At 44.5% G+C, this 13,427-nt stretch carries 11 protein-coding genes and 1 tRNA gene; 6 read left to right on the top strand and 6 right to left on the bottom strand.

Annotation, left to right across the window (positions count from 1 at the left end):
* Positions 1 to 66: 66 nt before the first annotated feature.
* From J7I42_RS15630 to J7I42_RS15615, 4 genes are all read left to right on the top strand, one after another.
* Positions 67 to 948, top strand: a complete 882-nt coding sequence (locus tag J7I42_RS15630) for an OmpA/MotB family protein (RefSeq protein ID WP_209139764.1) — start codon at positions 67 to 69, stop codon at positions 946 to 948.
* A 25-nt stretch (positions 949 to 973) separates the two neighbouring features.
* The gene (locus J7I42_RS15625) at positions 974 to 1,531 is read left to right on the top strand and encodes a DUF4136 domain-containing protein (protein WP_209139763.1); all 558 of its coding nucleotides are present in this window, start codon (positions 974 to 976) and stop codon (positions 1,529 to 1,531) included.
* Positions 1,528 to 2,256 (top strand): outer membrane beta-barrel protein, encoded by a 729-nt coding sequence (locus tag J7I42_RS15620; protein ID WP_209139762.1) that lies wholly within the window; start codon positions 1,528 to 1,530, stop codon positions 2,254 to 2,256. Before J7I42_RS15625 ends, J7I42_RS15620 begins: the two co-directional genes overlap by 4 nt.
* Positions 2,257 to 2,361: 105 nt before the next feature.
* On the top strand, positions 2,362 to 3,153 hold the full coding sequence (locus J7I42_RS15615; RefSeq protein ID WP_209139761.1) for a hypothetical protein: 792 nt from the start codon (positions 2,362 to 2,364) through the stop codon (positions 3,151 to 3,153).
* An 83-nt stretch (positions 3,154 to 3,236) separates the two neighbouring features.
* Here J7I42_RS15615 and J7I42_RS15610 read toward each other — a convergent pair whose 3' ends face one another.
* The 3 genes from J7I42_RS15610 to J7I42_RS15600 form a co-directional block, all read right to left on the bottom strand.
* Positions 3,237 to 4,448, bottom strand: a complete 1,212-nt coding sequence (locus tag J7I42_RS15610; RefSeq protein ID WP_209139760.1) for an epoxide hydrolase family protein — start codon at positions 4,446 to 4,448, stop codon at positions 3,237 to 3,239.
* Positions 4,449 to 4,753: 305 nt separating this feature from the next.
* Positions 4,754 to 5,479: a hypothetical protein gene (locus J7I42_RS15605; protein WP_209139759.1), complete on the bottom strand. Its 726-nt coding sequence runs from the start codon at positions 5,477 to 5,479 to the stop codon at positions 4,754 to 4,756.
* 105 nt (positions 5,480 to 5,584) lie between these two features.
* Positions 5,585 to 6,337 (bottom strand): hypothetical protein, encoded by a 753-nt coding sequence (locus J7I42_RS15600; protein WP_209139758.1) that lies wholly within the window; start codon positions 6,335 to 6,337, stop codon positions 5,585 to 5,587.
* Positions 6,338 to 6,544: 207 nt separating this feature from the next.
* On the opposite strand from J7I42_RS15600, the gene J7I42_RS15595 reads away from it, so the two are divergent.
* Positions 6,545 to 6,616 (top strand) — tRNA-Cys (locus J7I42_RS15595).
* Between the two features lie 288 nt (positions 6,617 to 6,904).
* Here the strand turns inward: J7I42_RS15595 and J7I42_RS15590 are convergent.
* From J7I42_RS15590 to J7I42_RS15580, 3 genes are all read right to left on the bottom strand, one after another.
* Positions 6,905 to 10,087 (bottom strand): PQQ-dependent sugar dehydrogenase, encoded by a 3,183-nt coding sequence (locus J7I42_RS15590; RefSeq protein WP_209139757.1) that lies wholly within the window; start codon positions 10,085 to 10,087, stop codon positions 6,905 to 6,907.
* A 56-nt stretch (positions 10,088 to 10,143) separates the two neighbouring features.
* Positions 10,144 to 11,823 carry a CBM96 family carbohydrate-binding protein gene (locus J7I42_RS15585; protein WP_209139756.1) on the bottom strand — a complete coding sequence of 560 codons (1,680 nt, stop codon included), beginning with the start codon at positions 11,821 to 11,823 and terminating at the stop codon, positions 10,144 to 10,146.
* 665 nt (positions 11,824 to 12,488) lie between these two features.
* A complete protein-coding gene (locus J7I42_RS15580; RefSeq protein WP_209139755.1) occupies positions 12,489 to 12,884 on the bottom strand; it encodes a PRC-barrel domain-containing protein in 396 nt (131 codons plus the stop codon).
* 251 nt (positions 12,885 to 13,135) lie between these two features.
* On the opposite strand from J7I42_RS15580, the gene J7I42_RS15575 reads away from it, so the two are divergent.
* Complete coding sequence (locus tag J7I42_RS15575; RefSeq protein WP_209139754.1) at positions 13,136 to 13,348, top strand: putative signal transducing protein; 213 nt, start codon at positions 13,136 to 13,138, stop codon at positions 13,346 to 13,348.
* Positions 13,349 to 13,427: the final 79 nt, after the last annotated feature.

The following is a 13,427-nucleotide window of genomic DNA, read 5'->3' as shown; positions in this document are numbered from 1 at the left end:
TTGGAAATTCATTTTAGCCTGTAATTTTGTAATGATCGAACCCAACCAATTAAAACCAAACGCTGTATGTACCTGATAAAATTCATTAACCTAATACTGGTCACACTTATTTTTTCCAGTTGCGTCAGTAGTAAGAAGTTCAATAAAATGAAGAACGAGATGCAACAAAATTATGATGCATTATCCGGAAAAAGCCAAAAGCTGGACGTGGACCTCAAAAGCTGTAATGACAAGAACAATGAATTAATACAAACCAATACTTCCCTGCAGGATGAGAATACTAATTTGAAAAAGCATATGGATATGTTAAAGGAGAACAATACCACTATGCTAAAACAACTGGAAGGGCTTTCTGTACTTACCTCAACACAGGCCGCCAGTATACAACAGTCGCTGGAAAATATCGGACAAAAGGATATTTATATTCAGGACCTGCAGAAGGAAATGGCCCGTAAAGACTCTTTGAATATGGCATTGGTGATGAACCTGAAAGGGGCCGTTGGCAACCTCGATGACAAAGACATAAATATAAAAGTAGATAAAGGGGTGGTTTTTATTGATATCTCAGATAAACTGCTTTTCACCAGCGGTAAGTATGATATTCGTTCGGAAGCCAAGACCGTGCTGGGGAAGGTAGCTGCAGTATTAAAGGCCCAACCGCATATAGAATTTATGGTGGAAGGGCATACCGACAATGTAAAATATAACAAGCCGCCCCTGGTCGACAACTGGGACCTGAGTGTGAAAAGGGCCACCGCGGTTGTTCGGGTATTGCAAAAGCAATATGGCCTTGATCCTACTCATATTATAGCCGCAGGCCGCAGTGAGTATACTCCTTTACAATCGAACGATACACCGGAAGGGCGGGCTACCAACAGACGAACACGCATAGTTATACTCCCGGAACTGGACCAATTCTTCAAGTTACTGGAGCCAAAACAACAATAATTCTCAATCTCAATCAAGTAAAGCCATGAAAAACATATTTATAGGTTTGGGGCTATGGTTTCTATTACAGGCAAACTACGGCTGCGCTCCCAGTGTAAAGGTGAATGTAGATTATGATCGCGCAGCCGATTTTTCTTCTTACAAAACATTTACGATGGTAGACATAGCTGCCAAAGGCGAAGTAAGCCAGTTGAATGCCGAACGCATTGCAAAAGCCATAAAAGAAACCATGATCAGCAAAGGTTATCAGGAAGTGGGTACCGATGCTGCTGATATGCTGGTAAATGCAGTGACTGTGTCTAAAACCAAAACCGCCGTAACTGCCAACACCGACTATTACGGCTATGGCGGGATCTACCGGCCATACGGGTATTGGGGCGGCGGGTCAACTACATTCAGTTCTTACAATTATACCGATGGCTCACTGATCATTGATGTAGTGAATAACAAATCCCAAAAACTGCTGTGGCAGGGTATTGGTAATGCAGAGATCGACAAAAAGCCCAATAACCCTGATCAGTTCATTCAAAATGCAGTTCAAAAGATCCTGAAAGATTTTCCGCCAAAGGGTGGCAAAAAATGAGCGGTATAAAAAAGATAATAGTGCTGGCACTATGCTTCTTTATAACTGTCACCACCCGATCTCAGATCCTTATTTCAATTTTATTTGGCGACAAACTCAATACCGATAAAATGACCTTTGGGCTATCTATCGGAAATGCGTGGAATAATTTAAAGGGATATAACCAATCTGATCCGCAGTCAAACTTTAACCTGGGGCTTTTTTTAACGCTGAAATTAGAGACGAAATTGTTTCTCCAGTTTGATGCACTGGCAAAATATAAGCTGGGCGCAAAAGGACTGCCTGTTTATACCCTGGGTGATGCCACCCTCGATACTATTTATCAGCATGGAAGTTTACGGCGCAGTTTATCATATCTGGGACTTAATACCAGTATACAATACCGGTTCTGGAAATACCTGAATGTAGATGCGGGGCCGCAGATTGCGATCCGGGTGAAAGCCAAAGATTTTTTAGAGGCTGATCATGAGCAGGGAAAACAGATATTCGAAAAGAATATGAAAGATTCAACCACCCGTTTCGATTTTGGTTTGGCAAGCGGCATCTCCTGGCAGTTTAGTAAAGGAAGAGGATTGAAGTTGGCTGTACGATATTATTGGAGCCTGGTTGATCTGTATCCTTCAGAAGCGGGTAATAACGAAGCCAGGTCATTTCAATTGAATCTATATATCCCAATAGGCGGGAAAAAGCAAACAACAACAAGTAATGATAGCAACTCGAAATGAGCGGGAGAGGATTAATTTCAGGGTTTAATTTTCTCTCAAGTATGCAGTTGGTGCAAGGGGAATTGCGTAATGCTTTTCCCCTTTTTTAAAATATTGCATAATGTTATGAAAGGGATATTTCTCATATTTCGTGTAATAGTGTACGTTTATTTGGCATATCCGGCTGTACGGGTACATGGCCAGCAATTTAACTCCGATAGCTACCTGTCGAAGCCCTGGGGCACAATCACGATAATCCCTACTATAGGCCGGCGAAGCTCTATGCTTATGAACACGTATTCCCTGTTTCCCAAATGGGAGTTTACCATGGCCGCCTACCTGTATAATAACGATGATGACCCGCTTACCAATGATGGCTATTCAGCTTCCCTATATGCGAAATACATGTTCTATGAGAACAGGGATAAAACCGGTGGCTTTGCGGCCAAGGCCGGTACCGGAACAAGACCGGGCACACTGGATGCAGAATTCCGGGTAAAAGATGCGTTCAAGACCTATTGGATAAATACCCCGGGCACGATCCCATTTTTCAATAATAAGGTTTCTGTAGACCTTATGCCCGGTGTGAGCACCACTATTAATTACAGCGATACTACGAGTACAGCCTGGGCTTTTACTTATTCTGGCCGGGTTGCCTGGTATCCTTTTGGGCCAAAAGCATCAATTGTTGGCGAAGTGTATGGTTCGGCCGGTGAAGCCGGTACGATACCGGAATATAAGATCGGGTTGCGGTGGGAACCCAGCCAGTATGCGGTTTTTGCATTGACCTACGGCCATGAATTCAATGGCAGCCAGGGCGCGGGGTTTGAATTTGGGATCATGTTATTTACACCACAGTTTGCCTGTTTTGGTGGCTGCCAGCCAAGACAAAAGAAGAAGGGGAAAACGGTTTATTAAACGAACACTTAAGCGAAATACTCTTTGAGATATTAAAAAGGGACGCGATCTTAGCATCGCATCCCTTCTATTTTATCTAACCGTTAGCGAAACGACTTGAAGGCCGTCCGCATTTCCTGAACAAGTAATTTGGGTTGTTCAAAGGCTGCAAAGTGACCGCCTTTTTCCATTTTGTTGAATTGCATCAATTTAGGATAAGCTTTTTCAGCCCAACTGCGTGGACAGGGATATAACTCGTCCGGGAAAACACTCACTGCTACTGGAATTTTTACGCCTTTGGGTGCAAAGAAATTAAGCTTGTTTTCCCAATAAAGCCGCGCGGCAGAAACGCCCGTGTTGGTGAACCAGAAAAGCGAAACGTTGTCAAGCACATCGTCTCTTGTAATACCTTCTGTTTGTCCATCAAAAGAACGGGCAATGAGTGCGGTGCTTTTTGCATCGTGGTCGAGCAAGAGGGAAGCTAGACCAATGGGTGAATCTGCTATTCCCGTAAGCGTTTCCGGACGTGTACCCATGAAGAACGCATAATAAACCTGTTTATAAAAGGTAACCAGTTCTTCACAAGCCTTTGTTTCGTCGGCCGATAATCCGGTTGGTACCGTACCAGCCCAACACTGTTTATCGATCTCGGGTGGAACAGCGCCCGGCATATTCACATGAATAGCAACCAGACCGGGATCTGCCTGTACGCCCATCAGATCGGTTATGATAGCGCCCCAGTCGCCGCCTTGTGCCGTATACCGATTATAACCCAGCCGTTTCATCAATATAGTCCAGGCGCTTGCAATACGTTCAGGACCCCAGCCGGTAGTGGCAGGTTTACCTGAAAATCCATAACCTGGCATGGAAGGGATCACCACGTCAAAAGCGTCTTCTGCTTTTCCGCCATATTCTGTTGGATTGGTCAATGGTTCAATTAGTTTCATTTGCTCTACAACAGAACCGGGCCAGCCATGGGTTATGATAACCGGCATGGCATTGTCATGTTTGGATTTAATGTGCATGAAATGAATATCGAGCCCGTCTATCTCAGTAATAAAATTGGGATAGGAATTGATCTTTGCTTCCCTTTTGCGCCAGTCGTAACCTTCAGTCCAATAACGCGCTAACTTTTGCATGGTGGCCAGGGGTACACCTTGTGAAAAATCGTTTACGGTTTCTTTTTCAGGCCATCTGGTTGATTTGACCCTTCGTATAAGGTCTTCCAGCTCCGATTGCGGGACCATGAACTGAAAAGGCCTGAGCGACTCACTGGATGCCATTTTAGGAACGGCAGTAGTTTGACTTGTGCCCATGATGTTAGATTTTATATTGTAAAAACGGAGCCCGCTCCACATCTACTTATTAGTTGGTGCAGCATAGTGTAAGCAGGCTTTTTGCATCCTGTCATGTGTATTTAAACTGTGCGGATTATTTCCGTGTAGAGTTCTGGGATTGCAGGTAACGGCGGGAGCGGTTGTTGAGATAATTCGCGTGACGAAACTACTGTTTATAAAATTGCGATGGGTTACTTATGCACAGACATTTGTCAAATTCTGAAAATAACTTTTCATGATCAGGGGCCCCGCATAAAGGGTCCCTGATCATTGTTTGTTGTTTGTTACTCCCCTACTTCTTTAGATATTTTATGGATCAGGAGCCGGCTTTGGTCCATGACCTGGTGATACCGCTTAATAATATCCATAATGGCATCATCGGTTGACAAATAATTGCGCAGTTCCTGGCTTTTTTTCACTAATTCTTTCAGATTGTTATCATTTCTATTGTTAGATGACAGATTTATTTCCAGATAACTGACCAACCGGTTTATTTTAAAATCGGTGTACATATTAGTGGCCCGTAATAGCATGGGAATTTTTTCCTGGTACAGATCAAGGATATCGTTCAGGAGCTTTTTATTGTTGATCACGTACAATTTCCCTGCAGATTTCAATCCCTGGAACCTGCTGTCGTTTGGTTGAAGGTCGGCAGTGCTGAATAAGGTGGTCCAGTAATAGGGAATACTATCTTTTGTGCTTTGCTCAAGCCCCACTCGATTGAAGTACCGGAAGCCCTTTATTGTTTTTATATAGGAAAGTGAGTCCTCTGACAACTCTTTGATATCGTTTTGCAGGTCTTCCTTTAGTCCCAATAAGAATTCATCCTGCAGGTGATGTTCTTCTGTTTTCTGCGCACGTTCGTGCAGGTATAACGACAGGGTTACTGCAAACACTATGATAAAGATCTCGAAGATGATCTCAAATAGTTTATGCTTCCAGCTTTTGGTGTGGTCTGTTGATACTTTAAGGATCTTTTTGGTGTGTTTGATGATTTCCTGATCGGCCATAAGATACAGTTAGTTTTGTTCAAATATATAAAAAACGCCAGGAACGGCAATTCCTGGCGTTTGTGTAATGTATAGTTGTTTTTTGTAATTTAACTGCGTTTAGTGTTAGGGCATTAAAAAAATATCGATCAGTTGTTGATTGTCCTGGCGCCAGCGCAACCAGCCGGTTACCGGGTTAGCACATTTGTTTATAAAGTTATGACAAGGTTGTCCTTCGTAGGGATTGTTTTCAGTATTATAGAAACAATCGTACTGTACTTTTATCCAATCGCCTTTAACCTGCATGGCGCAAAACATTTCCTGGCCGGCGGGTATTGAAAGCGTGTCTGCCTGATCGCTGGGTTCTTTTCTCACCAGGCCGATGGGTGTTCTGGTTGAATCGGTGGTGGTTTTACGCCTGATGCCAAAAGAGCTTTCAATATATTGTTCCCAGGTTTTAAATTGAAAGTCTTTTTCGCGGGGCAGCCATTTTACCTGCGAATAGTTTATCAGCACCTTGTATGCCCTGTCTGTTTTACCAATGCAGGCAAAATGCATCAATCCATATTCGGGATCAAAAACGCAGGAGCACACATTGTTGAGGCTGTCGTATTTTCCGTACATGTCTACCTGTTGCGATTCGCCTTTTAGCAGACTGTCGTCATACATTACAAATTTTAAGGGGGCTATTACCATTCCAATTCCCAGGGAGGACACATCATTGTCGATGTTGCAGCGGCCATCATAATGGTGAATGGTTGTAATGTTGCTGTCTTTTCTTACCGGAACGATCTCTTTCTTTATGGGTCCTATCTTATCTTTATTTTCTGCACAGGAAAAAAGGCTTACTGCCAGCACGGCTACGATCAGGTTTTTCATGTTGGATTTTAAGTTAATAGACTAAGGTGTATGGTTTGGCCTGTAAAATAGAAAAAGGGTTTGGAATTCAAAAATCTGTGGCCTTATATTGGAAATTACTACGGAGAAATACGATACTGGTGGTTGTGCGGTTTATATGATTCCTGTCAGGTTCATAATTGACATTAATTTCTAGTTGTAAATTTATCATTGGGCGAGGTTATAAATGGTTCCGTGGCCGAGTGGCAAGGCAAAGGTCCGCAATACCTTATTACAGTAGTTCGAATCTGCTCGGAACCTCCGGATCAAGGATCGTCTCGGCTCAGCCGAGACGGTCCTTAATAGGTTTAACCGAAGTTTTGGCGGAAGATGTTAAAGCCTTTGGTATTAAGGTTACGCTAATTGCTCCGGGAGGTTTCCGAACCAATTTTAAGTAAGAAGAAGCCTTTGTTGGACACCGGAATTGAAATTCCAGTGCTCTATACATCGCCATAAAACACAAAAAAGGCGCCTCTTACTTTTGAGACGCCTTCATTATATTAGTTGCTTTAGGCTTTGGGCTTTTACCTTTCTGCTTTCTGTCTGCAACTACTCCTTTATCAACTTCTTCGTAAAAATTTTCCCGTTATACACCATCTTCATAACATAAGTGCCGGCAGGAATGGAATGTGAAGCGAATGTGGTGCGGTGATCACCTGCCTGCCACCGGCCATTCACTAACAAGGCCACCTGTTTGCCGGTAATGTCATATACCGCCAGTTGGATATGACCGGCTGCAGGCAATGAAAAAGTAATGGTACTGCTTCCGCTGAATGGATTGGGATAGCTGCCCAGTGTTACTTTAGCAAGGTTAGCAATGGCCGGTTCAGCCGGCGTGCCGGTAATAGTTCTATTACCTCCTGTATTGGTTTGAATTTTTACCTCGGTATAACTGTTCCAGGCATTAACGCTATTGCCATGCCCAACAATGCGAACATATTTCGCTGTGCGGGGTGTAATGGTGAATGTTTGCAGGTTCAATGAAGTACCACTGCTTACCAGACCCGATGCTGCAGTTGTCCAGCTGCTGCCATCGATGCCGGTTAAGATATCAAAAGTAGAAGTGCGGGTATTGCCCTGGTAAAAGGCGATCTGCACACCCGTAAAAGTTGTTGTATTATTCAAACAGAACTGTATCCATTGTCCGTCGCCACTGGCCGACCAGCGGGTGCTGAGGTTATTGTCCAACACATTGGCTGGAATATTGCCATCGTCGGCACTGGCACTCACCGGTTGACACGCAGGTGGATTACTGCCATCTGTAATAACTGATAACTGCGGCGGATTAGAACCTGCTTCACTGGAATTCCACAAGATGCGTGGATCATGGGCCAGTTCACTCTTCAAAGCAAAAGCTACTTTTTTGCGGCCTGCTGTCAGCTCTGCTTTTACATAATTGGTCACATCCCAGGAATAATAAGTAGCCGATGCGTTGGTAACGGTAGTAGAGGCCAGCGCAGCAACAGATGTAGCCGGTTTGTTGTTCCAGGTAATGGTATTTTCCGTCCAGGTGGTATTGGCTACGGAGAATACGCCAACCGGCACAGAAGGTACCGTAGTAAGATCTACTTTACCAAATACTTTCAATACTACAGACGCTGCATCACCGGTTACATTGGTAAGATCAAATGACAGGTACGACTCGCGGGCGTTGTTTTGTTGTGTGCCCGGCGATACCTTGGTAATAAGCAGCGTTGAATCGGTTGTTCCGAATGTAGTACCGGCATTGGTGCCATCGCGTACATAGGCATCGTGCACAGGTGTAAAGGTAATGGCAGTTGGTGCTACCTTGAAGTGGGCCGTATAGGTAACATTGCTGTCGGTGATGGTGATATTTTGCGAAGCAGCGCCACCATGATCCCAATGATCGAACAACCAGGTAGTACCATTTACCGTTTGCGGCGAGATGGCTGCCATGGGCCGTATCATACCGCTCAATGCTCGCGTGGTATACGGCGTGGTAGCCGGTATGTCATCCAGGCGGATCTGTAAACCTGACGGCACGCTTTGCAGGTTTAACGTGGAAAGCACCGGGAATAATTCAATATAGGTAGTATCGGTAGCGCCCTGCGAATCGTGTACTACTAAATATAAACGATACCAGATGTTGGTTTCGGTATGTCCTTCGGCGGAGATGGGGAATGAACCGCTGGCGGCACCATCGGCAATATCCGGCCCGGGGTGAATGTGGTTCGCATGATGGAAATCGACCCACCATTCAAAAGCGCTGGCAGGTAATGTACCATCTTCTGAGTCGGTAGCGGTTCCGCTAAAGTTTATTACTGTGCCTGCTCTGAATGATGCATTGTTTACCGGGCTGGTTATATTAGCAACTGGCGCCGTATTGGGCGCGGTTACCGTTAACATAGCGTTGTTACTGGTTACCGAACCGGAATTATTGCTCACCACCACGCTGTAGGCGCCCGCATGGGAAGGTTGTACATTAGTAATGGTGTAGGTAGCCGATGTAGCGCCTGAAATATTGGCACCACTCTTTCGCCACTGGTAGGTGGGCGCAGGATTGCCCGTAGCAGTAACGCTGAACGTAGCCGTATTACCCTGCGATAAAGTAATACTTTGTGGTTGCGTGGTAATTACCGGCGCCTGCGTACCGGTATAAATAATTCTGTACAGGGCGCTGTTATCCCTGCTTAAAAAATACAGGTTGCCATCGGTGCCCTGTTTTATGTACACCAGACCGCCGCCCAGGTTGCTGCCAAAACCACTTCGGGCGGGGGCCGCAATTGCCGGATTGATATTATCGATCCAGGAACCGCAATAATCCAGGAAAAAATAGCGGCCATTATAAGTAGATGGATAATTACTGATAGCACCATTAAAGAAGGTGCCGCCATTGAGGGCGCAACCCTGCCCGGTGGGCGGCGGATCGTCCCGGTTGGTGGCGTACACATAAATGGGATTGGTTAAACCCGTGCATCCGCTGGTGCACATACCTTCCTTATCGGGCCAGCCAAAATTACGGCCACCTGAGGTGGCATCATTGATCTCTTCCCAGGTAGCATTGCCCACATCGTTTACAAACAGTTTTCCACTTACCGGGTCGCTTGAAATAGTAAACGGATTTCTTAATCCATATGCCCATACCCGGCTGCGGGCGGCGCCGCCGGTGAAGGGATTGCCCGCGGGTATAGTGCCGTCGGAATTTATCCGCAGCAATTTACCCAGGTAGCTGTCCAGATTCTGGGCATTGGAACCAACCTGGTTTTCACCCACGGCAACATACAGTTTGCCATCGTTGCCAAACGTCATACCGCCGCCATTGTGATAAATAGCGTTGAGTGTGGGCAGATCGAGAATAGGTGTTTCCGAACCTGCTACATCGCCCGTCATGGTAAAACGGCTAACGCGGTTGTGCGGCCCCGATGTATTTGTATAATACAGGTAAATATAGTTATTGGTGGCAAAGTTGGGGTCAACGGCTATGCCGATCAATCCCCGCTCACCACTGCTGTTTACTGAAAGGGTGATGGCTGGGGTAGATAAGAGGCTGCCATTTTTTACAACCCGCAGCTGACCACTTTGCTGGCAGATAAGAGTACGGCCATCAGGCGTGAACGCCATAGCTGTTGGATTGCTGATGGAGGCAGTTACCTGCACACGTTGAAAATTGGCCGGCAGGGTTTGTCCCTGCGCATAGGACAGCAATAGTAATAATGTCATGCACAGGTGAAACAATACCGGCCATGCTTTGAGGATGTTTGTTTTTCTCATGTTGGTGGATATAAGGTTTGTTAATAGGAATTCTATGAGGGTTTCAATCATAATGATCATTCTTTCAATAGCTTCCTGGTAATGGTTTTGCCATTATACAACAGCTTCAGCGTGTATACACCTGATGGTAAGTGATTGGCATTAAATTGGGCATTGTGGCTTCCAGCCGTTAACATCCCATTCATCAGTACGGCTACCTGTTTGCCGGTTATATCGAATACCGCAAGATTGGTATGCGCCGGTTTATCGAGCGTAAAACTGATGGTGCTGTTATTCCTGAACGGATTGGGAAAACTGGTGAGCCCGCTGGTAATAATGGCCGGAATGGTTGTGGTAGTTTCCTGACGCGCAGCAGCAGTAGTAATGTTTAATTGCGGCGCATTGCTGCCGGTTTCTTTTGAATTCCATAATAACTGGCCCTGGGTTTCCTGCTGATTTTTCAGCACAAATGAAACCTTGGTACGGCCTGCCGCTTTTTCGCTTTGTATATAGCTGGTGATATTCCAGTTGTAATACCGGGCAGTGGCGTCGGTAACGGTAGCAGTAGCCAGGGCCGAAGCAGCGGAGGCCGGTTTATTATTCCAGGTAAGGGCCGACTCCGTCCAGTTGGTAGTGGAAACGGCAAAAGCGCCCACTACTATATTGGCGTCCCGGCTATCCTGAGTATGTCCGTTTACTTTTAACGTAGCGCCGGTAATGGTGCCGGTCACGGCAGACAGATCAAACGAGAGATAGGTTTCGCGGTTGTTGCCGGTTTGACCAGCGGGCGCCAGTTTGGTAACTAAATTAGCCGCATCGGTTGAGCCAAAAGCAGTTCCGGCATTTGACCCATCGCGTACATAGGCGTCGTGTTGTGGGGAAAGATTAACTGATCCGGGATTGCCGGGGTTACTGCCAATGCTGCTAGGGCAAAGGCTGGCGCTGCTTTCCGAAATACAAAAATCATTGAACCGCACCTGCTCGTCGCGCAGCACATCATCCTTACCCCGGTATACACCCCATTTGGGCCGGTTGTAAGAAGCGCCTTCGCGCCACATGTCTAGGCTGCTGTTGCTATAGGAAAGCAACACGGCGCCATCGCTCACGCGAGTTAAAGTGATCTCAAACGTTCCGGCGCTGCCGTCACTGCTTTTGTATTTTACATAAGCTTCCACCCAATTGCCTTTAAAAGGAGCGAGGTCGGCTTCTTTAACAGTGCCCAGGCTGCCGCTCCCCTCGCCCGAGCTGTGAATGATCTGGATCTTTTGCGGGTTACCGGCTCTTGGCGTAATGGTCATCAATGGCGCACCGGCATCACCATCAATCGCCTTGATCTGGAAAATATGGGTGAACCGGCTAGAAGGAATAAAACCGGCATCCAGTTTAAACTTCCAGCGATAGTACGCCGTTTGTCCCTGCGTATGCTGCATCTCAGCATTGGAGCCATCGCCCCCTTTTATTTCCATCCGGGTGCGGTCTTCATTGGTGCAGCGGTCGTCATCGGCCGTAGCATGGCTGTGAAATACAAATACATATTTACCCAGCGTATTATCAAATGCCTGGGTAACATGCGGGCCAAAAGATGGGTGTTTGCAATCAGGGTTTTCATTACCGAATCCTTTTGAAGCTATCAGGTCATAAGCGGTGCCTGAACCGGTAGCGCTTAAAGTAACCTGTGCCTGTAATGTGGAAGTGAAAACAAATAGCAGTAAGAAAGTAACGGCCATAGCAAGCCGTTCAAAATGTAAAAGTTTCATTTGATAAGGTGTTTTAAGAGTAAAAAATAAACATTCACAAGCAGATCATATGATCTGTTTGGCATCTACGATAAATGGGTAGGAGTAATGGGGGTGTAGGGAAAAACCAGTAAAGTGAGTATGATGGATGGTAATACTAGGAAGATGAATATATCTTATGGATATAATCAGGTGAGTGTATATTTTTCATATTGCAGTCGTTTTTGTTAGAAGAAGGTTACTATGAAGTAACTACATTCTTTTGTCAGTTGTTTGCATGTGATTAGCTGAATAATAATCTATTTTAGCAAAAGTAAATAGTAACGGTAACGAATAGTTACAACAGTGCGGTATATACAGAATATATATATTACAATATTAACGCCGGTAATATAGTAGATAAGTCGGAGCGCTGAACATTGCCGATTATCCCAATAATAACGGTGCTGGTAGTTCTTTTAATGGGGATAATTAATAAGGATAGCAAGTTCAGAATATGTAGAAGCTTCAAGTGGAGTAAAACCTACCGTTGGGGATGAAATCAAATTTCTTTAATAGAAATTCATAAATTTGAATAAGCTGAGTTATTCTGGGTTTAATGAAGTAATAATAGGTGTAACAAGCCCATCCTACTCGACCATTACTCGACTAAAAAATGCGACTCTTGAAGTGTACCATTGCATGTTCTATCCCATAAAACTCCAATAACTGTGAACCTGTTCTAAATGAATATTCGTATCCGGCCAATGATCTATATCAAACCCGGGGGCTTTTTCAAGGGCTTCTTTTTTCTGATTAAAGATGAATATTTTTTTGTCAGGGTCAACCTGAAGAAGGGCAAATGGGATAGCAAAATATTTTATGCCAATGCCGAGGAAACCTCCGAATTCTATTACATAATATTCGATTTTACCGGTAGTAATATCAATCATAATGTCTTTGATGTCCCCAAGATGTTCACCATGGTCATTACGAACTTTATCTCCGATAATAGACAAAGCTGTTAAATATTTTAACGGGATGTTGGAATATAATTTTCCATGATTCGTACCTGTGAGGTTATCTAATGTAATGGTGTTCATAGATTGTTTTTTATGGCGTTCTCTTTCTCTTTATGCATCTCCAGTATGAGTGTATATGATTAAGCTATATAAAGGTTGTTTATTAAATTTAGAAATACATTATATAATTATCGAATGGAGTTACATCATTCACACATTTTCAGGCGTGAATCGTTTTTCCATTCAATGATCCTTAAATGGTCTATCTTTATATAGCTATATTCTTATTAAATGGCATTTTCATAAATGCAAAAAATATTAAATCATATTAAATGCCCACTCATATAACACAAGACACGACCATCGTACTTTGTACATTCAATGATACGCTGGAAGCTACTTTCGTCCAGGAAAAACTGAAAGCGAACGGAATAGATTCTTTTCTGGAAAATGAAAATTCCATCGGCTTAAACCCTTTGGGCGGAATAGAGCTGAAAATATTTGCTAAGGATAAAGAGAAAGCCGAAATAATTATAGCGGAATAAAAGTGCGGTGCAGCTGAAATGGTGCCCGGTCAGCATCACGTTCGAATGAACATGTACATTGCCCAGGCGAATAATGGTA

The organism is Niastella soli (assembly GCF_017742245.1).
Classification (GTDB): domain Bacteria; phylum Bacteroidota; class Bacteroidia; order Chitinophagales; family Chitinophagaceae; genus Niastella; species Niastella soli.
This window is presented reverse-complemented; position numbering and strand designations above follow the sequence as displayed.

What these genes read in the sequence shown, in the direction of transcription:
- J7I42_RS15630 (WP_209139764.1), top strand. Translation starts at nt 67, where the DNA reads ATGTACCTGATAAAATTCATTAACCTAATACTGGTCACACTTATTTTT.
- J7I42_RS15625 (WP_209139763.1), top strand. Translation starts at nt 974, where the DNA reads ATGAAAAACATATTTATAGGTTTGGGGCTATGGTTTCTATTACAGGCA.
- J7I42_RS15620 (WP_209139762.1), top strand. Translation starts at nt 1,528, where the DNA reads ATGAGCGGTATAAAAAAGATAATAGTGCTGGCACTATGCTTCTTTATA.
- J7I42_RS15615 (WP_209139761.1), top strand. Translation starts at nt 2,362, where the DNA reads ATGAAAGGGATATTTCTCATATTTCGTGTAATAGTGTACGTTTATTTG.
- J7I42_RS15610 (WP_209139760.1), bottom strand. Translation starts at nt 4,448, where the DNA reads ATGGGCACAAGTCAAACTACTGCCGTTCCTAAAATGGCATCCAGTGAG.
- J7I42_RS15605 (WP_209139759.1), bottom strand. Translation starts at nt 5,479, where the DNA reads ATGGCCGATCAGGAAATCATCAAACACACCAAAAAGATCCTTAAAGTA.
- J7I42_RS15600 (WP_209139758.1), bottom strand. Translation starts at nt 6,337, where the DNA reads ATGAAAAACCTGATCGTAGCCGTGCTGGCAGTAAGCCTTTTTTCCTGT.
- J7I42_RS15590 (WP_209139757.1), bottom strand. Translation starts at nt 10,087, where the DNA reads ATGAGAAAAACAAACATCCTCAAAGCATGGCCGGTATTGTTTCACCTG.
- J7I42_RS15585 (WP_209139756.1), bottom strand. Translation starts at nt 11,823, where the DNA reads ATGAAACTTTTACATTTTGAACGGCTTGCTATGGCCGTTACTTTCTTA.
- J7I42_RS15580 (WP_209139755.1), bottom strand. Translation starts at nt 12,884, where the DNA reads ATGAACACCATTACATTAGATAACCTCACAGGTACGAATCATGGAAAA.
- J7I42_RS15575 (WP_209139754.1), top strand. Translation starts at nt 13,136, where the DNA reads ATGCCCACTCATATAACACAAGACACGACCATCGTACTTTGTACATTC.